The sequence below is a fragment of the Pseudomonas sp. GP01-A4 genome, from assembly GCF_058780865.1.
The window spans coordinates 48098-70569 of record NZ_JBYSWF010000029.1 but is presented as its reverse complement, the minus strand read 5'-3'; the positions used below and the strand labels follow the sequence as shown (position 1 = coordinate 70569).

16 protein-coding genes and 1 pseudogene are annotated in these 22472 nt (G+C 59.5%); 6 read left to right on the top strand and 11 right to left on the bottom strand.

The genetic code is table 11. The annotated features are described in order from the left end of the window. Positions 1–6: 6 nt before the first annotated feature. The 3 genes from AC3WKX_RS17840 to AC3WKX_RS17830 are packed head-to-tail and all read right to left on the bottom strand — an operon-like array spanning position 7 to position 3061. Positions 7–873, bottom strand: coding sequence for a carbohydrate ABC transporter permease (locus AC3WKX_RS17840; RefSeq protein ID WP_003218527.1), 867 nt, complete (start codon positions 871–873; stop codon positions 7–9). After that, entirely contained in the window at positions 870–1967 is a 1098-nt protein-coding gene (locus AC3WKX_RS17835) for an ABC transporter ATP-binding protein (RefSeq protein WP_102369282.1), read from the bottom strand. Before AC3WKX_RS17835 ends, AC3WKX_RS17840 begins: the two co-directional genes overlap by 4 nt. After that, on the bottom strand, positions 1967–3061 hold the full coding sequence (locus AC3WKX_RS17830) for an ABC transporter ATP-binding protein (protein ID WP_003218524.1): 1095 nt from the start codon (positions 3059–3061) through the stop codon (positions 1967–1969). Before AC3WKX_RS17830 ends, AC3WKX_RS17835 begins: the two co-directional genes overlap by 1 nt. A gap of 237 nt (positions 3062–3298) precedes the next feature. On the opposite strand from AC3WKX_RS17830, the gene AC3WKX_RS17825 reads away from it, so the two are divergent. Beyond that, a complete protein-coding gene (locus AC3WKX_RS17825) occupies positions 3299–5125 on the top strand; it encodes a sigma-54-dependent Fis family transcriptional regulator (protein ID WP_003218521.1) in 1827 nt (608 codons plus the stop codon). A 134-nt stretch (positions 5126–5259) separates the two neighbouring features. On the opposite strand, the gene AC3WKX_RS17820 is transcribed toward AC3WKX_RS17825, so the two are convergent. The 7 genes from AC3WKX_RS17820 to AC3WKX_RS17790 all read right to left on the bottom strand — a co-directional run bounded on the left by AC3WKX_RS17820 (position 5260) and on the right by AC3WKX_RS17790 (position 12705). Continuing rightward, entirely contained in the window at positions 5260–6792 is a 1533-nt protein-coding gene (locus tag AC3WKX_RS17820; protein ID WP_102604674.1) for a sodium:solute symporter family protein, read from the bottom strand. Continuing rightward, positions 6789–7043, bottom strand: coding sequence for a hypothetical protein (locus AC3WKX_RS17815; protein WP_003218518.1), 255 nt, complete (start codon positions 7041–7043; stop codon positions 6789–6791). Before AC3WKX_RS17815 ends, AC3WKX_RS17820 begins: the two co-directional genes overlap by 4 nt. A 130-nt stretch (positions 7044–7173) precedes the next feature. After that, on the bottom strand, positions 7174–8109 hold the full coding sequence (locus AC3WKX_RS17810; RefSeq protein WP_003218516.1) for a choline kinase family protein: 936 nt from the start codon (positions 8107–8109) through the stop codon (positions 7174–7176). Next, complete coding sequence (locus tag AC3WKX_RS17805; RefSeq protein ID WP_102604675.1) at positions 8106–9062, bottom strand: aminoglycoside phosphotransferase family protein; 957 nt, start codon at positions 9060–9062, stop codon at positions 8106–8108. Before AC3WKX_RS17805 ends, AC3WKX_RS17810 begins: the two co-directional genes overlap by 4 nt. An 8-nt stretch (positions 9063–9070) precedes the next feature. Further along, positions 9071–10351: a M20 family metallo-hydrolase gene (locus AC3WKX_RS17800; protein ID WP_102604676.1), complete on the bottom strand. Its 1281-nt coding sequence runs from the start codon at positions 10349–10351 to the stop codon at positions 9071–9073. Beyond that, positions 10329–11087, bottom strand: coding sequence for a DeoR/GlpR family DNA-binding transcription regulator (locus AC3WKX_RS17795; protein ID WP_008433061.1), 759 nt, complete (start codon positions 11085–11087; stop codon positions 10329–10331). Before AC3WKX_RS17795 ends, AC3WKX_RS17800 begins: the two co-directional genes overlap by 23 nt. 214 nt (positions 11088–11301) lie before the next feature. Continuing rightward, entirely contained in the window at positions 11302–12705 is a 1404-nt protein-coding gene (locus AC3WKX_RS17790; RefSeq protein WP_102604679.1) for an amidase, read from the bottom strand. A 365-nt stretch (positions 12706–13070) separates the two neighbouring features. On the opposite strand from AC3WKX_RS17790, the gene AC3WKX_RS17785 reads away from it, so the two are divergent. The 3 genes and pseudogenes from AC3WKX_RS17785 to AC3WKX_RS17775 all read left to right on the top strand — a co-directional run bounded on the left by AC3WKX_RS17785 (position 13071) and on the right by AC3WKX_RS17775 (position 18958). Beyond that, entirely contained in the window at positions 13071–17702 is a 4632-nt protein-coding gene (locus AC3WKX_RS17785) for an RHS repeat-associated core domain-containing protein (RefSeq protein WP_492561424.1), read from the top strand. After that, the gene (locus AC3WKX_RS17780) at positions 17699–18337 is read left to right on the top strand and encodes a hypothetical protein (RefSeq protein ID WP_102605488.1); all 639 of its coding nucleotides are present in this window, start codon (positions 17699–17701) and stop codon (positions 18335–18337) included. The genes AC3WKX_RS17785 and AC3WKX_RS17780 overlap by 4 nt, the downstream gene beginning before the upstream one ends. Positions 18338–18604: 267 nt before the next feature. Further along, a pseudogene (locus AC3WKX_RS17775) lies at positions 18605–18958 on the top strand (UCP019853 family protein). A 348-nt stretch (positions 18959–19306) separates the two neighbouring features. Here the strand turns inward: AC3WKX_RS17775 and AC3WKX_RS17770 are convergent. Continuing rightward, positions 19307–19744 carry a DUF3995 domain-containing protein gene (locus AC3WKX_RS17770; protein ID WP_003214721.1) on the bottom strand — a complete coding sequence of 146 codons (438 nt, stop codon included), beginning with the start codon at positions 19742–19744 and terminating at the stop codon, positions 19307–19309. Positions 19745–19837: 93 nt separating this feature from the next. On the opposite strand from AC3WKX_RS17770, the gene AC3WKX_RS17765 reads away from it, so the two are divergent. Beyond that, complete coding sequence (locus AC3WKX_RS17765) at positions 19838–20227, top strand: DUF2946 domain-containing protein (protein WP_102605490.1); 390 nt, start codon at positions 19838–19840, stop codon at positions 20225–20227. 95 nt (positions 20228–20322) lie between these two features. Further along, the gene (locus AC3WKX_RS17760; RefSeq protein ID WP_102605491.1) at positions 20323–22449 is read left to right on the top strand and encodes a TonB-dependent receptor; all 2127 of its coding nucleotides are present in this window, start codon (positions 20323–20325) and stop codon (positions 22447–22449) included. The last annotated feature ends 23 nt before the right edge of the window (positions 22450–22472 follow it).

Here is a 22472-nt window from a genome sequence, read left to right as displayed (position 1 = left end):
GCGGCCTCAGCGGTTGGCGTCGGAGTGGGTCATGGCGGTGTAGAACAGCCAGGACACCAACAGGATGATCAGGAAGTACACCAGCGAAAACGCCGCCGCCGGGCCCAGGTCGAATTGGCCTACGGCCATCTGGGTAAGCGTCTGGCTGAGGAAGGTGGTGGCGTTCCCTGGCCCGCCGCCCGTCAGCACAAACGGTTCGGTGTAGATCATGAAACTGTCCATGAAGCGCAGCATCACCGCGATCAACAGCACGCTCTTCAGTTTTGGCAGCTGGATATGTCGGAACACCGCCCAACTGGACGCCCGATCAATCCGCGCCGCCTGGTAGTACACATCCGGGATCGCCCGCAGCCCCGAGAAACACAGCAGCGCCACCAGGGACGTCCAGTGCCACACGTCCATCACCAGCACCGTGACCCAGGCGTCCATGGTGTTGGCGGCGTAGTTGTAGCTGATGCCCATCGCATTGAGCGTGGAACCCATCAGGCCAATGTCGGCACGGCCAAAGATCTGCCAGATGGTGCCGACCACGTTCCACGGAATCAGCAGCGGAATCGCCATCACGATCAACACCAGCGACGACCATCGGCCCTTGGTGGGCATCGTCAGGGCAATCGCGATGCCCAGCGGAATCTCGATCAACAGCACACACGCCGAGTAGATGAACTGACGCAGCAGCGAGTCATGCAGGCGCGGGTCCAGCAGCACCTGTTTGTACCAGTCGGCGCCGACGAAGTAGCGGCTGGATTGGTCGAAGATGTCCTGCACCGAGTAGTTGACCACGGTCATCATCGGGATCACCGCGCTGAAGGCCACCAGCAGGAACACCGGCAATACCAGCCACCAGGCCTTGTTGTTCTGCACCTTGTTCATGGCTGCACCTCCAGCAAGTAGTCATCGGCATACACCATCAGCCACTGCCCCGGAAAGCTGATGGACGCCTGGCCCTCGGGCACCGGTTTGTCTTCGGCCAGGCGCACTTTCAACGGTGCGCCATCGAGGTTGAGGGTCATGATCTTGTAGGTGCCGAGGTCTTCCACATGGGTGACTTGCGCCTGTAGCGCGTCGGGATTGTGCTCATCCCACACATGGATAAATTCCGGGCGGATGCCGACCTGCAGCCTTTTGTAAGGCGTTTCGCCAATGCGCTGCTGCAACGCCTCGGGCAACGCCAGATGTGTCCCGGCAAAGCGCACACCGCCCGCCTCTGCCTGCACCTCAATCAGATTCATCCCAGGGCTGCCGATGAAATAGCCGACAAAGGTGTGGCTGGGCCGCTCGAACAACTCCCGGGGCGTGCCGAACTGCACGATCTGCCCGCCATACATCACCGCGATCTTGTCGGCGAAGGTCGAGGCTTCCAGTTGGTCGTGGGTCACGTAGACCATGGTGATGTTGAACTGCTCGTGGATCTGCTTGAGCTTGCGCCGCAGCTTCCATTTCAGGTGCGGGTCGATCACCGTCAGCGGTTCGTCGAACAGGATCGCCGACACGTCATCCCGCACCAGGCCGCGGCCCATGGAGACTTTCTGCTTTTCATCGGCAGTGAGGTTGCGGGCCTTTTTGTCCAGCAGGTTTTGCAGGTCGAGCACCTCGGCAATTTCCTGCACCTTGCTGTGAATTTTCGCCTCGGCCATGCCCTGGTTTCGCAGGGGAAAAGCCAGGTTATCGAACACGGTCATGGTGTCGTACACCACCGGAAACTGGAACACCTGGGCGATGTTGCGTTTTTCCGGGGTCAGTTCGTTGACCACCTTGGCGTCGAACAGCACCTGGCCTTCGGATGGGCTGAGCAGGCCGGAGATGATGTTGAGCAAGGTCGACTTGCCGCAGCCCGACGGCCCCAGCAACGCGTAGGCGCCGCCCTGCTCCCAGACGTGGTTCATCTCGCGAATCGCGTAGTCCTCGGGGCCGTTTGGCTTTGAGCTGTAGCTGTGGGCCAGGTTCTGCAAATGGATCTCGGCCATCAGGCAACCCTCGCGACACGTCGGCCGGGGGCCTGGACCAGCCGTCCCTGGCCATCGAACACAAACAGTTTGTGGGTGGGGATATAGATGCGGATCGGCGCGTCGACGTCGTACTCATGCACGCCGGGCAAATGCAGCACCAGCAGGAAGTGTTCGCTGCGCACATGCAGGAAGGTTTCCGAGCCACTGATCTCGGCGACCTCCACGGTCACGGCCAATTCCAGGTCATCGTCGTTGCTCGGCACCAGGCTGATATGGCTGGGACGCACGCCAAAGCGAAACTCGCCCTCACCGATGGGCCGCAGGTCGACGTTCAGCGGGAAGTGCACGAAGTTGGCGAAGCTCACTTCATTGCCACTGATGCGCCCGGGCATCAGGTTGATCGGCGGCTCGGAAAACAGCTCGGCCGCCAGCACGGTCTGTGGCTGGTGATAGACCTCGGCGGCCTTGCCGCTCTGGATCACCCGGCCCTCATGCAGAATCGTGGTGGTGCCGCCCAGGGCCAGGGCTTCGTTGGGTTCGGTGGTGGCGTAGATCGCGATGGTATGGCGTGCCTTGAACAGCTCGCGCATTTCCTGGCGCAGTTCTTCGCGCAGTTTGTAGTCCAGGTTCACCAGGGGTTCATCGAACAGAATCAGCTCGGCATCCTTGACCAGCGCCCGGGCCATGGCGGTGCGTTGCTGCTGGCCGCCGGAGAGTTCCAGGGGGTGACGCTGGAGGAATTTCTCGATACGCAGCATTTTCGCGGTTTCGAGGACTTTGCTCTGGATCTGCTCGGCAGAGACTCCGGCCTGGCGCAGCGGCGAGGCGATGTTCTCGAACACGGTCATGGTCGGGTAGTTGATGAACTGCTGATAGACCATCGACACATTGCGCAGGCGCACCGGCTTCTGGGTGACGTCCACGCCATTCATCAGGATGCGCCCGCTGTCAGGCTTGTCCAGGCCGGCCATCAGGCGCATCAGGCTGGTCTTGCCGGAGAGCGTGCGGCCCAGCAATACATTGAAGGAACCGGCTTCGAAACGCAGGTTGGCGTCGTCGATCCAGGTTTGGCCTTCGACAACGCGAGTGACGTGCTCCAGGGTCAATGACATGACACGACCTTTTTATTATTGGAATGGTTCTGGCAGGAGCACAGAGCGAGTTCCGTGCCAACAACCCAAACCTCAGGCCGGTCAACGAGTTAGGCAAAACAGCGATTCGCCTCTGAACAGAAATGAACAGGTCAGGCTGAACAACTGAACAATCGGCGGGTTGACAATGAACAGTTCTGAACAACACTGAACGGGCCTTCCGCACCCCAGAACAACAATAAAGCAAGGGTCACCGCCATGAGCACACCGCTGGCGCACGATGCCATCATCCAGGACTCCTGGCGCCGCTGCCGGGCCTATGGCCTGGATCACCAGAGCACACCGAGCTTCGACCAACTGCCCGCAGACGGCGTCAGCCAGTTGCTGGAAAGCCAGCATTCCCTTGTGCAGACCACCCACCAGGAAGTGCTGCCCTACTACGAAAACATCCTCAGCAATTCCAACTGCCTGATCATGCTTGCCGACAACCAGGGCCAGGTGCTGACTTCGTGGGGCACCCAACGCTTTATCGACCCCAAGCTGGCCCGTGGTTTCAGCGCCGGCGCCAGCTGGATGGAGCGCTCCAGCGGCACCAACGCCATCGGCACCGCCCTGGCCTGTGCCCAGGCAGTGCATATCGAACATGACGAACACTTCCTCAAGGCCAACCGTTTCATGACCGGCTCGGCAGCGCCGATCTTCGATGCGCAGCGGGAAATCATCGCGGTGCTGGATGTGTCCAGTGACAGCTACCTGCCGCCCTCCCACACCCTCGGCATGGTCAAGATGATGAGCCAGACCGTCGAGAACCGGCTGATCCTCAACCTGTTTCGCGGTGAGCATTTCCAGCTGACGTTCAACACCGGGCTGAACAACCTCGATAGCCAGTGGGCCGGACTGCTGATTTTTGATGAAAGCGGTCAGGTACTGTCAGCCAACCGCCGGGCGGACAACCTGCTGGGCATCAGCCTGTCGCGGGTGCTGATCGACAGCCTGTTCAAGGTCTCGCTGCTGGAACTGCTCAACCAGCCCGAAGGCCTGCCCTTCTCGCTGCAAGCCGCCGGGCGCAACCGTTTCCAGTGCCTGCTGAAACGGCCGAAACAGGCGCCAGTGCAGGCTCGCGTGTTCGTGGAAACGAAAAAGCCCCGCGAACCCGGCCCCACGGCCATCAGTCTCAAGACTCTGCACTTCGGCGATGCCCGCGTGGAAAAGGCCGTGCGTCAGGCCGAGCGCCTGCTGGAAAAGGATATTCCGTTGCTGATCCACGGTGAAACCGGTGTCGGCAAGGAAGTGTTCGTCAAAGCCCTGCACCAGGCCAGCTCTCGCAGCCAACAAGCGTTTATCGCGGTCAACTGCGCAGCGATCCCCGCCGAGCTGGTGGAGTCGGAACTGTTCGGCTATGAAAAAGGCGCGTTCACCGGCGCCAACCAGAAAGGCAGCATCGGGCTGATCCGCAAGGCAGACAAAGGCACGCTGTTCCTCGACGAGATCGGCGACATGCCCCTGCCGACCCAGGCCCGGCTGTTGCGGGTATTGCAGGAACGCTGTGTGCAGCCTGTAGGCAGCAGCGAGTTGTACCCGGTGGATTTGCGGATCATCTCCGCCACCAACCGCTCGCTGCGCGAACAGGTACAGCTCGGGCGTTTTCGCGAAGACCTGTATTACCGCATCGGTGGCCTGACCCTGGAGCTGCCGCCGCTACGGGAGCGCACGGATAAACAGGCGTTGTTCAAGCAGCTGTGGCAACAGCATCGCGAGCCGACGCAGTGGGCCGGGTTGAGTAACGAGGTGCTGGCCTTGTTTGAACAGCATCCGTGGCCGGGGAACCTGCGCCAAGTGAGCAGCGTGTTGCAGGTGGCGCTGGCCATGGCGGAAGAGCAGCCGATTCGGGTGGAACATTTGCCGGATGATTTTTTTGTGGATTTGAATGGGGTGGTGCCGGTGTGTGATGCAGTGGATGACAGTCTGGACCTGAATGAGCGACTGAAGGCGGTGGGCGGGAATATCTCTCACCTGGCCAGAGAGCTTGGCGTCAGCCGCAATACCCTCTACAAACGCCTGCGACAAAACGGGAATTCTGTGTAGAAACACAATCAAAAATGTGGGAGCGGGCTTGCTCGCGAATGCGGTATATCAGTCGCTGATGCTTTAACTGACAGTCTGCATTCGCGAGCAAGCCCGTTCCCACATTGGAACTACATTGGGTTTGAGAGGTGGGTTCAGTTCAGGACCGGCCTTGCCCCCATTGGCACTTTGTGCCCCGGCGCCGCCATCTCAAACAACTGCTCCACCCGAGCACTCTCCTGCGCACTCGGCTTGATCACCAATGCACACGCCACAAAAATCCCCGCATTGACCACCAGCCCCACAATCCCGCTGGTCAACGACCCCAGCCCGGGAATGTCGTCCGGATACATCGTCGTCAGCACAATCGCCACCACAATCCCCGCCAGCATCCCGGCAATCGCGCCTTCCTTGTTGCCGCGGCGGCTGAAGATCCCGAAGAACAGCGGCACCGCCAACTGGATAATCCCCTGGTAGGAAATCTGCGCCAGCAATTGCAGTCGCGCGTAATCAAAGGTCAGGTACGCCAGCACCGAGGCGGCAACGATAAACACCACCATCCCGGACTTGGCCAACAGCGTCAGTTGCCGATCGGTACGCGGGGTGTTCCAGGTAGCCAGGTCGTTGGCGAACTGGGTGCCGCAGACCTGCACGCAGCCGTCGACGTGGCCGATGCTCGCCGCCAGTACGATGACGATAGCCAGCGCCAGCATCCACGGCCCGCCGATGTCGAACAGCGAGAGGAACCAGCCTTGTTGCGGGTGCGCGATGACGTTCGGGTCCTGGCTGATGGCCGCGGCAAACAGCATCAGAATCCCGTAGAAACCACCCACCAACAGGATCGTGTACAGCGTGCCTTTCTTCACCGCCTTGACGCCGCTGGCGGTGTAGATGCGCTGGAAGCTCATGGGCCAGCACATCGAGCCGATCACGCCGGTGAAGATCAGGCTGAACATGTACAGCGGGCCGTAACCGGTGCCGCTGGCGCCGGGAATCAGCAACATTTTCGCCGGCAGGTGCGCCAGGTTGGAGAACGACGCCTGGTCGCCGAACAGCAGGAACACACACAGCGCCGCACACACGACATAGGCGATCAGGCCCTGGAACATGTCGGTCATGATCAGCCCGCGCATGCCCATGCTCACGGTCCAGTACTGGCGCACCAGCACCACCACCACGCCGGCGACCAGGCAGGTGGTGACGCCCCAGCGGCCGAAGCTGGCGAACTGGAACAACATCGCCAACGCCTGGATGCCCATCACCACCCACGGGAATACCGAGATGATGCCGATGATCGAGGCCACGCGCTTGACCACCGGGCTGTTGAAGCGCATGCCGAGCAAGTCCGGCTGGGTGCGCAGGTTGAAACGCTGGCCCCAGGTCCACGCGCGGCGGGCCATCAGGTACATTGCCGTCACGCCAAGGGTGGCGTAGACCATGCCGTAGAAGCCCAGGGCGCCGCCGATGGTCAGGGCGAAAAACGCGGTAAAGGTCGAGCCCGGCCACCACGAGTTGGTGTAACACATGGCGATGTACCACGGCCCATAGGAGCGCCCGCCTACGGCGTAATCGGAAAAACTCGTGCTCTCGCGGTTGGTGGCGTACAGCACGGCGATCATCCCGGCCAGGAACAGGCCGATGACGCCGAAGGTGATAAAGAGGTTGGCATCGCTGGCGGTGCTGATCATTGCGCATCCCCCTCTTCGGGTATTTCGCCGGCCTTCAATTCGGCGACGTACAACGCCCACAGGCCCAGGCCTGCGAGGACCGCAATGGCGATCCAGTAGAAGATCGGCAACGGTATGCCCAGTACCAACGCGGTACTGCCGCTCACGCTCAAATAGAACGGCGGGAATAAGGCGAGCATCAGCAACAGGAAAAAGTACACGCCAAAGAGTTGGCTTTTCAGGCGTCCGGGTGGTGCGCTATCAGATTTCATGAGTCGGGTGCTCCTTGAATTTGTGGATCGTTTTTTTGTGTGATCAAACAAAAATCAAGCAGTGAAAACGCAGGCACCAATCAGCGCCCAAGTGACTTCATTCAATGCATTATTGTTGTCTGGCGCAGGCTCAAGCCTGTCTTAGCCAGGTTTCCCATTGCGAATCGTTGATGATGCTGCGGGCACGCATGTGCTTCCAGGTGCCGTATTTGTAGAAGTCGAAATCCAGCTGCGACACCGCGTGCTGCACCATCGCCCAGGTCGACCATTTGATGTCCGCCAGGGCCTTGTGCAACTTGATGCGCGCGAGGTTCTGCGGGGTGACCTGGCCGAAGTAATCCTCGATCAGGGCCAGTTCCATTTCATCAGTGAAAAACATCTCGCCGAACCACAGCGCCAGTTCGTAATGCCGGTCGTTGTTGGAGGCGTATTCGAAGTCCACCAGACGAATTTGCCGACGGTCGTTGAGCATGAAATTACCCGCCAGGGTGTCATTCATGCAGGGAGCCAGGTCGATGCCGGAAGCTTGCAGCACGCCCCGGGCGCGGTCGCATTGGCGGCGCAGCCAGGCGTCGTCGGCGGGCTTGCAGCCGTTGAGTTGCTCCACCTGCCGCTGGTGCTCGGCAATCATGTCGAACACGGTCTTGGTCTGCACCAGTGGCGGCTGGTCGTTGAACGCCTTGAGGGCGTGCAGCGCGTTGTGGCGCACGTCGCGGTCGAGGAAGTCGTGGTTGGAGGAGGCGCGCCAGCCCTCCATGAACTCGAAGACTTCCACGCCGAACTCTTCAAGGAATGCGAACACCGGCGCGCCATAGCCGGTTTGCGCCGCCTTGAGGCTGGCGTCGTGGGCCGTGCGGCGGTCAATGAACATCTCGGTGCCCACGCCCGGCACCTTGAAGAAATACGCAGTGTCGATCCCGGCCACTTCCACCCGCCAGTTGGTGTTGGAAATCCCGCCGCTGACCGGTTCATAACGAATGCCGGTGCCGCCCCAACTGGCAACCCCGCGCACCGCCGCTTCCAGCTGACACTCTTGTGGCGTACACGCCTCACCTAACGCTTTCATGCCTGTCCCTCCTGTACCTGACGTAGCCAACCTTCAAACCGCGGGTCTTGCAGACTTTGGCGGCAGCGCAACAGCGTCCACTGCCCGACCTTGGAGAACTCCAGCGGCCGCGCCGAGGTAGCGCCGACCCACAGGCCCCAGAGCGTCCAGTACCAATCGTTGATCAAGGCGTACAAGCGGCAGCGCGCATAGTCGCTTTCACGGCACTCGCCGGCCCAGGCATGGATGCCTTCGCGCCAGTCGTTTTCGAAGACGTACAACTCGTTAAGGCTGATGGCCACGTCGTACCAGGGATCACCACTGCCGGCGTAATCGAAGTCGATCAGTTGCAAGGCGCCGTCCGGGCCGATCATCACGTTGCTCGCCACGCCGTCGCCGTGCAGCGGCACCGAGTCGCTGGCGTTCAGTTGCAGCGCGGTCCAGGCCAAGTCAATGCAGGTGCTGATCCAGGCGTGGTCGATGGGCAAGGCCACGCTGTAGCGCACGCATAATTCGCGCAGGTGCTGGATGTCTTGCAGCGGCGAGCGGGCGAAGCCCGGCGAGGTGCCTTGGTGCAATTGTTTCTTCAGGGCCCAGAGCGCTTGCAGGCGCCGGGGCTGCATCAATTCGTCGAGGCGGGCCCAACGCCATTCGCTGGCGGGCAACGCATCCAGCAGCAACACGCCGGCCGTGGCATCCACCAGGCGCACACCCGGCGTCACGTCGCAATCAGCTGCCAGTTGGGTGGCGCGGGCAGTGCGTTCAATGTCGATCAACGCGCGCATGTCGTCATGCAAGACTTTGGCGTAACACTGGCCCCACGGTGCGCTGACGGTAAAACCGGCCCACTCGGTGGCCAGGCGTATCGGCGAGGCAATCCCGGCGGTGCCCTCTTCGACCACCACATGGGCGGACAAGCCGGCGGCCTCCAGGGCGCCCAGCAGCCGTGACTTTGCTTGCAAACGACTCGACATGGCAGACCTCAGCGGTAAGCGTTGGGGGTAGAACAGGCGCGGTGCAGCAACGCGGTCAGCATGTGCAGGCCGTTGCGCATGTCCTGTTCGCCGGTGAATTCCGCTTCGTTGTGGGACACGCCATTGCTGCTCGGGATAAACAGCAGGCACACCGGGTAATGCCGGCTCAGGCTGATGGCGTCGTGGCCTGACACGGTGACGCTGTTGCCGATGGGCAAGCCCAGTTGCTGGCCGACGCCGTAGGCCAGCTCGGCAAAACCGTGATGCAGGTGGCTCGGCTCACGCAGGGCGCGGCTTTCGATGCTGTAGTCAGTCGACGTGGCGCTGGCGGTGGCCTTGAGGCTGGCGTCCAGGCGCGCACCGGCTGCGGCCAGTAATTCGGTGTCGGGCGAGCGGTACTCGACATGCAACGTCACGCTGGAAGGCACCACGTTGGGGGAATTGGGATAGATCTCCAGGCGCCCCACCGAGCTGTGCAGTTGCACGCCGTGCAGGTCGGCCTCGGCCCGCACCGCAGTGATCGCGTGGGCGGCGGCCAGCAAGGCGTCCTTGCGCGCGGCCATGGGCGTAGGGCCGGTGTGGTTCTGTTCACCGATGAACCGAATCCGTTGCTTGAGGGCGGCCCAGGTGTCGCGCACCACACCGATGGCCAGCCCGTCGCGCTCAAGGCCATCACCTTGTTCGACGTGGATTTCCACATAACCGGCGACGTCCAGCTCGACGCGGCCCTCCCCCAGATAACCAATCTGCTGCAGCGCATGCTTGAGGCTGATGCCATCGCCATCGCGGCAGGCCCAGGCGTCCTGCAGGGCCAGGTCACCGGTGAACACGCTGCTGCCGATCAGGCTGGGCTGGAAACGCGCGCCCTCCTCGTTGGTCCAGTTCACCACCGCCAGGTTGCACGCCGGCGTTTCGCCGCGCTCGCGCAGTTGGCGAGCCAGGCTGGCCACCGCGACCGCGCCGGCCAGCACGCCGTAGACGCCATCAAATCGCCCGGCACTCGGCTGGCTGTCCAGATGCGAACCACACAGCACGTAGGGCGCTTCTGGATTAAAGGTGATCAAACCGAACATGTTACCCACTGCATCCACACGCACGTCAAAACCGCGTTCAGTCAGCCAGGCCGCGAACAGGTCGCGCACGGCGCCGTCTTCGGCCGAGGCGGCGAGGCGATGCAGCCCACCGGCCTTGGTCGCGCCGATGGCCGAGGTGTCGCGGAACAGCGCCTCGAAGGTTTCAAGGTCCTGTTCACTGGGCACCAGCAACTCAGGGGTAAAGGATATCGACATGGGCTTGCTCCAGGCGGGTCGCAAAGTCGTTGGACGGCGCACGATTGGTGACCAGGGTCGTGATGGCGCTGAACGGCAGCGTATTGATAAAGGTGCGGTGGCCGAACTTGGCGTCATCGGCCAGGATCACGCTGCGCAGGCTGTGTTTGGTCAGTTCCCGGCGCAGCAGCGCCTCGGGCTCCTGGTAGTCCATGAACCCCAGCTCAAGGTCGACAGCGCCGATGCCCATGAAGGCAATGTCGTAGTGGAACTGTCGGACGAATTCCAGGGTGTGGGCGCCAATCAGCGCGTTGTCGTTGCGGCGCACATCGCCGGGCACCACCAGCACCTGGTTGGCGCTTTGCTCGGTGATCAAGCGGGCGATGTCCAGGGAGTTGGTGATGATGCGCAACTGGCTGAACGCGGTCAGTTGCTGGGCCAGGGCCAGGGTCGAGGTGCCGGTGTCGAGGAACAGCACCATGCCTTCGCTCACCAGCTTCGCTGCACACACCGCGATACGCGTCTTGGCCTGGGGCTTGATGCGGCTGCGCACCTGCAGCGGCTGTTCTTCGTTGAGCCGCGGCAGGATCGCGCCGCCGTGGATGCGCCGCAGCTTGCCGGCTTCTTCCAGGTACTTGAAGTCGCGGCGGATGGTTTCTTCGGAGACGAACAGCGCCTGCGCCAGGTCCGACGCCTTGACGCGCTGGTGTTGGGTGAGCAGGAGCATGATTTCGTCGAGACGTGGCTGGTTGAGCATAAAAGAGGTATTCCAGGGCAGGTTCAGGCGGCCGGTATTGCGCGCCCCACGGCGAAACGCGGCGCGAGCCGGTCCAGCGGGGAGCATAGAACGTAATACAGCCATGGACAGGGTCACGGGTACCTCTCACTCATCAGGGTGTGAAAGGGCAGGACAACACAAAGCGTTTATCACGGGCGGGCTTCTCTTTTGAGCCCACTCCGGGTGCAATCAATCAGGGCATCAGCATCGGGGGGAGGTGCTGATCCCAGGGGGCGATGGCTTCGACGGCCGCGCAGAATTGCAGCACCTGGGCGTCGGCAAAACGTGGGCCGATCACCTGCAGGCCAATCGGCAAACCGCTCGGGCTGAAGCCGCAGGGCAGGCTGGCAGCGGGGTTGCCGGTGATATTGAACGGATAGGTAAACGGCGTCCAGCGGGCCCAGGGCACCGCGCCCTCCTCGCCCGGCCAGCCCTCGGGGGCAACCCGGTCGGCGGCGAACGGCAGGATCGGCATCGTCGGCATCAGCAGTACGTCGTAGTCATTAAACAGCGCGTGTACCTGATTGGCGAACAGTGCACGTTGCTGCACAGCCTTGAGGTAGGCCGCCAGATCGTAATCGGCGGAGCGCTTGATCAGCGCAGCGAAACCCGGGTCCAGTTGGTCGAGGCGATCGGCCAGGGATTTGCCATAAGCGATCCCGCGCCCGCCGACCCACAGGGTTTCGAAGGTGGCCAGCGGGTCTTGCCAGTCCAGGTTCAGGGTGGTGACGGTGACCGGCAGCTCATCCGCAAGGTAATGCACCGCCGCTTCGACGGTGGCGGCGATGACCGGGTCCACCGGCGTATCGAACAAGGTCGGGCAATACGCCACACGCACAGGGCCCAGCGGTTGGTCGCAGCGCGCCAGGTAGGACTCGGTGGGCGCGGGCAAGGCCTGGTGATCCAGCGGATCGGGCCCGGAGAGGATATCGAAGAGTAACGCGCTGTCGCGCACGGTGCGGGTGATCGGGCCGGCGTGGCTGAGCATTTCAGTGGCGGACCAGGGCCAGGTGGGGATGCGCCCCAGAGAGCCTTTAAGAGCGAATGCACCGCAAAAGGCGCCGGGAATGCGCACCGAACCGCCGCCGTCGGAACCCAGCGTGGCCGGGACCATGCGTGCTGCCACCGCAATGGCCGAGCCGGAACTGGATCCTCCGCTGGTGAGCTGGGGGTTCCAGGGGTTGCGGCCATTGCCGAAAACCCGGGAGGTGCTGGCGCCGGTCCAGCCGAATTCGGTGGTGGCGGTCTTGCCGAGGATGATCGCGCCGGCCTCCTTGAGGCGGCGGATGATCGGGGCGTCCTGGGTGGGGACGTTGTCCAGGCCGGTCAGCGAACCGCGGGTGGTGCGCAGATTGGCGGTGGAGAACAGGTCTTTGATGCCGAAGGGGATGCCGTGGAGCGGGCCACGAAATTGGTTGGCCTGCGCTTCTGCGGTCAGGATTTCAGCCTGCTCCCGCGCGAATTCGGTGTAGACGTCGCCGAAGGCATTCAGTGTGGGATTGTGGGTTTTGATGGCTTCGAGGCTTCGCTCGACCAGTTGCACAGGGGTCAGTGTGCCTTGGCGGATGCTTTCGGCTGCGTGCAGGACGCTGGGCATGTGGGTCAGTGAGGTATCAGTCTTCATTGAGCATCCTGGGACATCTGCGAAATGATCCAGCGGGTACGTCAATAGACGCCAAGGGAATGGAAGCTGTCAAGTTGGATTTGTTGCGTATGTGGGTTTTGTGGGATTTATTTTTGTCTGAGATTTGGCTTACGAAAACGGGTCGGTTTAGCCGGGGATTTGGCGAAACGTCCTATCAGTAGCAGTGGATAGCTCTGACTTCTTTCTCTTACAAACCTCTGCAAAGTCCCTCGCCTGATCACACAGCGCGAGGGAACGCCGATGTTTTTTTTGATTAATGCTCTGCCCGATGGGGCTGCCTCTTGAATCCCGCCCTAGGCAGGTTGGCCCTGGCTCCCATGGATGTGGAGACGAAGGACGTTGAAGCGGTCTTTCGTAATTTCAGGGAGTGCCTTAACTCGTTTGACGATTGGGCTGAGAGCTTCTGGAGCTTTTCGTCGCTGGAAGTCGAGCAGGTGTTCAAGGTTGGGGATGAGGTCGCGCTGGTCGCGCCTGTTTCCTCTAAAGCCCCCAGTACCACCGTTGCAATGTGCAAACCCAATGGTGCGCTGACCCTGGTGCATATGTTTGAGAGCAAGCGGTTTGTGCCGATCGGCAACACGCCGGTCATGCTCCAGGCCATCGCCGAGGACGGCAGCCTGATCGGTCCCCCCATTCATAAAACCATCGGCCCCAGCGGCATCCTCGAAATCACCGACTGCACGCGCGACCAGCAGTATCAGGTCAGCTTCTACCCCGATGTTTCCAAGGATCACGTCAAGGCGCTCTACGCCTCCTATCAGTCGGTGATCAGCTCACTGGAAAGCAGCTTGCGCAGTGAATGGACGAGCACCTTCGAAGAGCAGTGGAAACAGTACTCAAACGCCAGCGCCCTCGACCGTCGCAAGTTGATGGACGCCGCGTTTGTGCGAGGGATTACGAACACGCTGTACAGCCTTTGGGACGGTATTCCAAACCTGTACGACTGGCTGGCGGACATCAAACCCAATAGCGAAAAGTTGCTGCAGTACCTCTCCCAAGGCGAGCTTGAAGAGCTGTTGAAGCTCAGCAATGAGGCCATTGCCAACGGTCTTCTGGTGCTGAGCGATGAACCGCTGCTGTTCATCTATCTGTCGGCGATGTTCAGTTGGGCGCAATTGCTTCCGCCGCCGGACATGAACGAGCTGCTGGGGGAAATGACTTCCGAGGTACTGCTCAACCTGCTGTTGCTGTTGGCCACCGGCGGCATGGGTGTGGCGGTGCGTTTGGGCCCGCAGGTGCTGGGCAAGGTCAGGTCCGGCCGGGCACGGGTGTTACTCGAGCAGATGGCCAAGTTGGGCGAGGCACCACGGCTGGACTGGCACCCCAGTGTGCTTAAGCCGGTGTCGCTTAAAAATGATCCAGTGTCGATCAAGGCAGCGGCCGTGCCGTTGAAGGCCGGTGTAAACGAGGTTTCGAATCCGGCAGCGCTGGTCCGAAAGCCTAAAGCGGCGCGCACGGCGCTGGTGAAGCAAGAACATGTGGATGATGCCCCGGCTTCGGCGAAAAACCCCAATGGGGATGCGTCGGCTTGTTCGGCGAGCACCTGTACGAATGGCTGCCCGGTTTCGATGGTTACTGGTGAGGAACTGCTGACCCTCACAGACGGCTCGTTGGAGGGTGTCCTGCCATTTGCCTGGACGCGGTTGTATCGCAGCAGTGCCGTGGAAGTGGATTGCGGGTTGGGGTTTGGCTGGAGTCATGCGCTGGCGCAGCGCTTGGTGGTGAGCGGCGAATCGGTGGTGTGGACCGATCACGAGAACCGCAGCACCACCTTTCCCCTGCCCTCTGCTGCACGGCCGGCCATCACCAATAGCCTGGCGGAAGCGGCGATTTATCTGGGTGCTTTGCCGGATGAATGGGTGCTGGCTCAGGCGTCGCTTTTCTACCACTTCCGTGACGGTGTGCTGACGGCGATCAGCGATGCGTATGACAACCGGCTGCGTATTTCCCGTGACTATTCCGGGCGGATTCAGCGGATTGATAACGGCGTTGGTCAAGGATTGCTGCTGCGGTATGACCGCCGACATATCGTTGCCGTCGACTATCAGGTGCAGCGGGAACTGGACTGGGTTACCGAGCAGAACGTTGTTGCCTACACGTACGACAATGCGTGGCGGTTGATCGAAGCGACCAACGCGGTAGGCGAAAGCGAGCGTTATCGGTACGACGATCAGCAGGTGATCCTGGAGCGGGAACTGGCCGGTGGGGCGAGTTTCTTCTGGGAGTGGGAACGGTCTGGCAAGGCGGCGCGATGCGTCCGCCACTGGGCCAGCTTTTCGCAGATGGACACACGGTATGTGTGGGATGACAACGGCACTGTCACCGTACACAACGCCGATGGCAGCCAGGAAGTCTACGTCCACGACCAGCGCGCACGGCTGGTGCAGCGGATCGATCCGGACGGCGCGCAGCACTTCAAATCCTACGACGAAAAAGGCCGGCTGACGGTCGAGCAGAATCCGCTGGGAGCGGTGACGGCCTATCAGTACGACGAAGCCGGTCGGTTGATTGCGCTGTTTCCCGGTGACGATGCACCCACCTCCTACGAGCATGACAACGGTTTCGTACGGGTTGTGCGCCGTGGTGACGCGGTGTGGAAATACCAGCGTAACGATCAAGGCGATATCACTCGCAAGACTGATCCGGATGCCAATTACACCGAATACACCTACACCCAACACGGAAAGCTCACGGGTGTTTGGTATCCGGATAACAGCAGCCAACGCTTTATCTGGAACGAACGCGGCCAGCTCATTGAAGAAAAACTGGCGAATGGCGGTGTGCGGCGTTATCGCTATGACGAGCTGGGGCGGCAGGTGGCTTGCGAGGATGAGCATGGTGCGCTGACCCAGTATCAGTGGAACGCCGTAGGTCGTTTGCTGAAGGTGATTCAGCCTGACGGGGCCACACGCGAATTCAGCTACAACCCGTACGGAAAAATCACTGCTGAGCGCGACGAGTTGGGCCGCGTCACCCGCTACGAATACGCCGATGGTTTGCACCTGATCAGCCGTCGGATTAATCCGGACGGCACGCAGCTTAAATACCGTTATGACAACGTTCGGCTGTTACTGACCGAGATTGAAAACGAGGTCGGCGAAACCTATCGGCTCGACTATCACGCCAATGGCCTGATCCAGCAGGAAATCGGGTTTGATGGCCGGCGTACTGCCTATGTCTACGACCTCGCCGGGCATCTGCTGGAAAAGACCGAATACGGCGATGACGGCAGTCAGTTGGTTACCGGTTATGCGCGCGATGCTGCCGGTCGCCTCGTAAGAAAAACCCTGCCCGACCGCAGCATTGTCGATTACACCTACGACCGTCTCGGCAACCTTCTCAGCGTCGACGACGGTCATTGGCCGCTGCATTACGAATACGACCTGCAAAACCGCCTCACCGCCGAACACCAGGGCTGGGGCACGTTGCGCTATGGCTACGACGAATGCGGCCAACTCAATTACCTGCGGCTGCCAGACAACAACCGCCTCGCCTTCCACCACGACAAAGGTGGCGACCTCGCCACCGTCGAACTCAACGGCAACCTGCTCACCTCGCACCTGTTCAAATCCGGCCGTGAACATCAGCGCCAGCAAGGCCAACTCCTCAGCCACTACCACTACGACGACCAGGGCCGCCTGCACGCCCACGCCATCACCCAACAGGAACAACGCCACCAGCGCCGCCAATACGACTACGACAAACGCGGCAACCTGACCCGCATCCTCGACACCCGCAAAGGCCAGCACGACTACCACTACGACCCACTCGACCGACTGACCCGCGCCAACCACTCGCACGACCTGCAGGAACGCTTCGTCCACGACCCGGCGGGCAACCTGCTGATGCAAGACCGCGTCGGTCCGAGCGTCGTCAAAGGCAACCGCTTGTTGATGCAAGGTGACCGCCATTACGACTACGACGCCTTCGGCAACCTTCTGCGCGAACGCCGGGGCCGGGCGCAGCAGTTGGTTACCGAATACCGCTACGACTGCCAGCACCGACTGATCAGCGTCACCCAGCCGGACGGCACCGAAGCCACATATCGCTACGACCCGTTTGGACGGCGTATCGCCAAAACCCTCAACGGTCAGACCACCGAGTTCTTCTGGCAAGGCGAAACATTAATCGCCGAACACAGCACTGATAACCACCAAAGCTATATCTACGAACCCAACAGCTTTCGCCCGTTAGCGCTGCTGAAAGGCTACGGCCCGGAAGACGTAAAACCCTTCCACTACCAACTCGACCACCTCGGCACCCCACAAGAACTCACCGCACCCGACGGCGAAATCGTCTGGTCCGCGCACTACCGCGCCTACGGCCAAATCGCGAAGCTGGACGTCAACACCGTTACCAACCTACTGCGCTTCCAGGGCCAATACTTCGACCCGGAAAGCGGGCTGCACTACAACCGTCATCGCTACTACAATCCGGACATTGGCCGCTACCTGACGCCTGATCCGGTGAAACTGGCGGGCGGGCTGAACGGATACCTGTACGTGCCCAACCCGACGGGGTGGGTGGATCCGTTGGGGTTGAATACCTGTCCGGGTGGGGATGGATGTAAGCCGACGCACCGCGCTGAAGATCCCACGAGCAAAGCCAAGGTAAACGAAGGCGACGTAGAGCCACCTAAAGGATTCGATAGTAAGCTCTCAAGAAATGGAGCGCTGAGAAGAGCTAAAGAGATTGGTGGTATTCCACGAAGCGCACAGCCTATAGCGGTTGAAAGGGATAAGATCCGTGATCAAGATAGATACATATCGGGCAGGATATATGTTTTCAGCCTTAAAAAAGGTCATGTCACTAAGATTTATGAACACTCCCTAGGTCATGTAGAGGGCAATCACGGTCCACACTTCAACACAAAAAACACGATTGGAGGAATAAAGGTGCCTTTGAGGATTGGCGATGACTCACATACATACTTCAAGAGAAAACCATGAAAACCGCATATATAAATGAAACTGGAGTAAAACCTTGGAACGGGGTAGAGCAGATAGATGACTCTCAGTTTTCCACATTAACCTTAATTGACCATGACTTTCGCTGCGTTTGGGATTCCTGGTGCAACGTGGCGGAGTGCTTAGTAGAAGAATGGCCGATCAAGCGGGAATGGCGGTCGATAGGGTGGGGAGATTTTTACTCCAGGACCGAGGAATACCTACTAAAAAAGGAATTGGCTGGTCAGATAAAAAATGGAGATCTATTCGGAAAAAATGATAGCACCAACATATATTCGATAATAAAAAACATTCCAACCTTGCCCAGAGATATAACAAATTCCGCACTGGAAGGTTCAAGCGAAACAATTTTGATTATGCAAAAGTCAGTCCCTTCAATAGAACAGCTTTGGACCGACATGACTATTTTCGAAAAAAAAGTGACTACCAAAAATATAAAAACTTTCCTTGAGATTCATCCACAAACCGTGCTTTGCAGGTTCTTTGATTCAGAAACACATGCCGCCGCTCAATTTATAAGCATGATTGATGTTCAAGAGAAACTAGTCAGCGCGATTCAAAAAAATGAGATCCGAGAAATCACCCAACGAGAGGTCTACAGTTATATTCACACATGAAGAATAGCCGAAAGCCAAACTTCCCACCAAACATCATGAATTGCGACGTACCTAAACGTTCGACTCAAAAAAGAGTCTCTCCTCTTGACGCAGGGTATTTTAACCAAATAAATCCGCCTCACTCTGTTTCTTTGCTGCGACTACTTGCCGTGACCAAAAAACAATACTACACACCAAAAGCGGAAACGGTTTTTGGAGGACGATAAATGGCGATCTCACTGAAAAAACCATCAGGCTTCACATCGAATAATCACAAAAAAAACACAGGTGGTGGCGCTCAGCGAGCACGTTGAAGAGGATGCGACGTTGCTCATCGACGGCACCATATTGAATTGCTTCGTCAGCTTTTGCCCTTATGAGATCGAAGTAGGAAAAACCTATGATGTAGATCTGACAATAAATCTATCCGACGACTACGAAGTCATCAGGGTCGACACAGTCAATTGTCTGGTTTAAAAAACAGGCCATGGCTATGCTTATTTTCTGTTTGGAAGGCTTTGCAACGAGACTTTTCACACGTTTACGCCACTTGACGATCAAGACTTGCACTACGAGCATCCAGAATTAAACGAACAACTTATCAGATTGGAAGTAGAGAGAATTGACGTGAGCTTTCACTGATATTCCAACAAACAAATAAAAATACCGATTGCCTTACTTAAACCAACGCTCAAAAAAATTGAGCCATTGCGCATGTAACACAATGAAAATTTAAAACCGAGAAATTAAATATTTTAATATCCAGATCGGGCAAAAAATGCTATCGACTTATTTGAGTACAGATTCGAAACAAAAAAATCCAGCTCTGGTGTAACAACAAAATTTTGCAGCCCGGACGGATCACCTAACCTATACCCTACGAACTACTTCCTAAGCCTTTGATTTCTGTGGGCCACCTGACGTCGTATCATCAGGCGGGAATGTAGTTTATACAACGCAGCCCTCACTCTACTGCGGCAAACGTTCCCCTCAACTCCACGCCACCACCAACAACCCCGCCCCCAACACCAAACATAGCGGCGAGTAAAAAAATGTATCCAGCCGCGCAAACCGCGACCCGCCGACCTTCTTGAAAAAACCCACCAGCTCTGAATCCCCAATCGCCCGGGCAAACATCACCAGTGCTACTGCACTAATCCCCCACTGCAACGCATGGTTGGACACCGGCTCGAAATACAGCCCGGCCCGCAAACACACCAGCACCGCAATCGCCACCAACCCCACACCCACCAGCAACGTTCCCAGTGCCGACGGCTTGAACGCCGGTCGCGGCCCGCTGGCGAATTCACCCGGCAGCTGCGGAATAGCCGCCGTCACACCCAATTTGCCGCCGGCCGCCCAGTACAAATGCACCAGGCTGATAAAGCCAAAAACCCCGACGATCCATCGCGCGACTAAAAAGCTCATGGCTGGATATCCTTGGAAAAGTCCGAGAGAGGATAGCCCTCTTGAGATTTTTTGCAGGCAATTCGTCGGCGGCTGATGGTAAAGTGCCGCCCCATGAAACTCGCCCGTACCGACCGCTCGCTCATTGCCTGGATGCTCTACTGCTGCGTCCTGTTCAATGTGTTCGCCTGCAGCATCGGCCACGGGCAAATGGTCGGGATGCAGCTCAATGGCATCGGCGGCCAGTTCTGTACGGTGGACCCGCGCCCCCAGGCGCCGGTGCCTTACAAGTCCACCGATGAATCCCTGCCCACGCTCTCGAAAGCCTTCGGTTGCCCGCTGTGCTCCACCGGCGGCATGGGCCCGGCGCTCAACTCCAGCCTCAATGTGGTGGTGCTTCCGCAACCCCATGCGCCGCCGCCCGCCATCGTTGCCAGTGCCGACATCCCTGCCCGCTTCACCTGGCCTGCGGCTAATCCGCGCGCCCCGCCCGCCTTCGCCTGATACCTGCGCTTTTCTGATTGGCCCACGCGGCTGCCTCCCCCGGGAGTGCGGACGGCACTGGGTTGTTTTCAAGCCAAGTTTTTCAGGATTCAACCATGAAACATTTACCCCTTTTGGCGGGCCTGTTCGGCTGCCTGCCTGTCAGCACCTGGGCGATTGAGCTGGCAACGACCACCATTGAAGGCGAGCAAACCGGTGATGCCGGCCTGGCCCTGGATCAGTCCAGTGGCATGGCCTCGCGCCTGGGGCTGAGCGTGCGGGAAACCCCGGCGTCCATCAGCATTGCCAACCGCAATGACATCGAGCGCCGAGGCGCCAAGACCTTCAAGGACGCGGCCAATACCCTGCCCGGGGTCAACGCCAGCGCGCCGCCGGGGTTTGGCGGTTTCATTTCCTATCGAGGGTTTACCAGCAGCCAGATTACCCAGATGTTCAATGGCGTCGCGGTGTCCGGCGGCCTGGCTCGCCCCGTGGATGCGTGGATTTATGACCGGGTCGAACTGGTGGGCGGGCCCTCCTCGCTGATCAACGGCGCCGGCTCCGTCGGTGGTTCGCTGAACTACGTGACCAAGCTGGCCACCCGTGAGGAACAGGCCGCCGAAGGTCAGCTCACCTATGGCAGCTACGACACTGCCGGAATGGCCTTCGGCCTGAACCACGCCCTGACCGAGCCGGGCGCCGAGGTCCAGCATTACGCGCGCCTGGACGTAAGCCGCAACACCAACCACACCTATATCGATCGCCAACAGCGCGATGCCTGGAGCGTGGCGTTTTCCCTGCTGAGTGATTTCACCCCGAACCTGTCCCACACCCTGGCCCTGGAATATCAGGACGAACACGAGGACAGCCCCTACTGGGGCACACCGGTGCTCAACCCGAAGTCGGGCGAGTTGAAGATCGACAAACACAACCGCTTCAACAACTACAACGTGGCCGACGGTCGTTATGAGCAACGCACGATCTGGGTGCGCTCGATCATCGACTACCGGATCAATGACAGCACCACGCTGAAAAATACCCTCTATCACCTCAACAGCCAGCGCGACTATCGCAACCTGGAAACCTACCAGTACAACGCTGATAACAGCGCGGTGAATCGCTCGACGGCCTATCAGGTACGGCACCAGGGTGAGCAGAACGGCAACCAGTTCGAGCTGCGCCATGACGACACGTTCTTCGGCTTGAGTACCACGTGGTCGGGCGGCTTTGAGTACAGGGTCAACAGCACCACCAACAATCCGTTGAATGTGGCAGGCAACAGTACGGTGGACCCGAACAACTATGATCCCGGGCATTTCTATGACATCCCGGGCACCAAGCCCGGTTTCGATCCGGACAAGACCAACGCCGTCACCACCAAGGCATTGTTCCTCGAGAACCGCCTGGGCCTGACTGACAAGCTGTCGTTGCTCACCGGCCTGCGCTACGACGCGATTGACCTCGAAGTCACCAACCACCGGGATATCACCGCCAGCAATCCGCGGCATGTCAAACGCAGTTGGGAGCCGGTGACCGGGCGGATTGGCCTGACGTATCAGTTCATCCCGCAAGCCAATGTCTACGTGCAATACAGCACCGCTGCCGAACAGCCGAGCAGCACCACCCAGGTGTTCGATGTGTCCACCGGCAAGCAATGGGAAGTGGGCAGCAAGTTCGATTACATGGACGGTCGCGGCTCCGCCACGGTGGCCGCCTACCGGATCGAGCGCAAGGACTTCGCCGTCACCGACCCGCTGGACCCGACCAATAGCATTCCGGTGGGCGCGCAGACGTCCAAGGGTATCGAGCTGGCCAGTTCGTTGCGGGTCACGCCCAAGCTATTGCTGGAGGGCAACTACGCCTGGGTCGATGCCGAATACGAGGACTTCAACGAGAAAACCGCCAGCGGTGCCGTGGTGTCGCGCAAGGGCAATACGCCGACCAATGTGCCCAGGCAGGTGGGTAATCTGTGGCTGACCTATGACTTTGCGGAGGATTGGCAAGGAGGTGTGGATGCGCGGTATGTGGCGTCGGTGTACGCCGATAACGCCAACACCCTGACGGTGCCGGCCTATACCTTGTTCGGGACGTTTTTGACTTACAAGGTGGATCAACACACCTCCGTGACGGGCCGGGTGCGCAACCTGACCAATGAGGTGTACGCCGAGTTTGCCCATGTGTCGCCGGCGTATTACCTGGGGTCGCCGAGGACGTTTGAGCTGGCGGTGCAGACGAAGTTCTAAAGCCCAGCAAGTTTCAAGGCAAG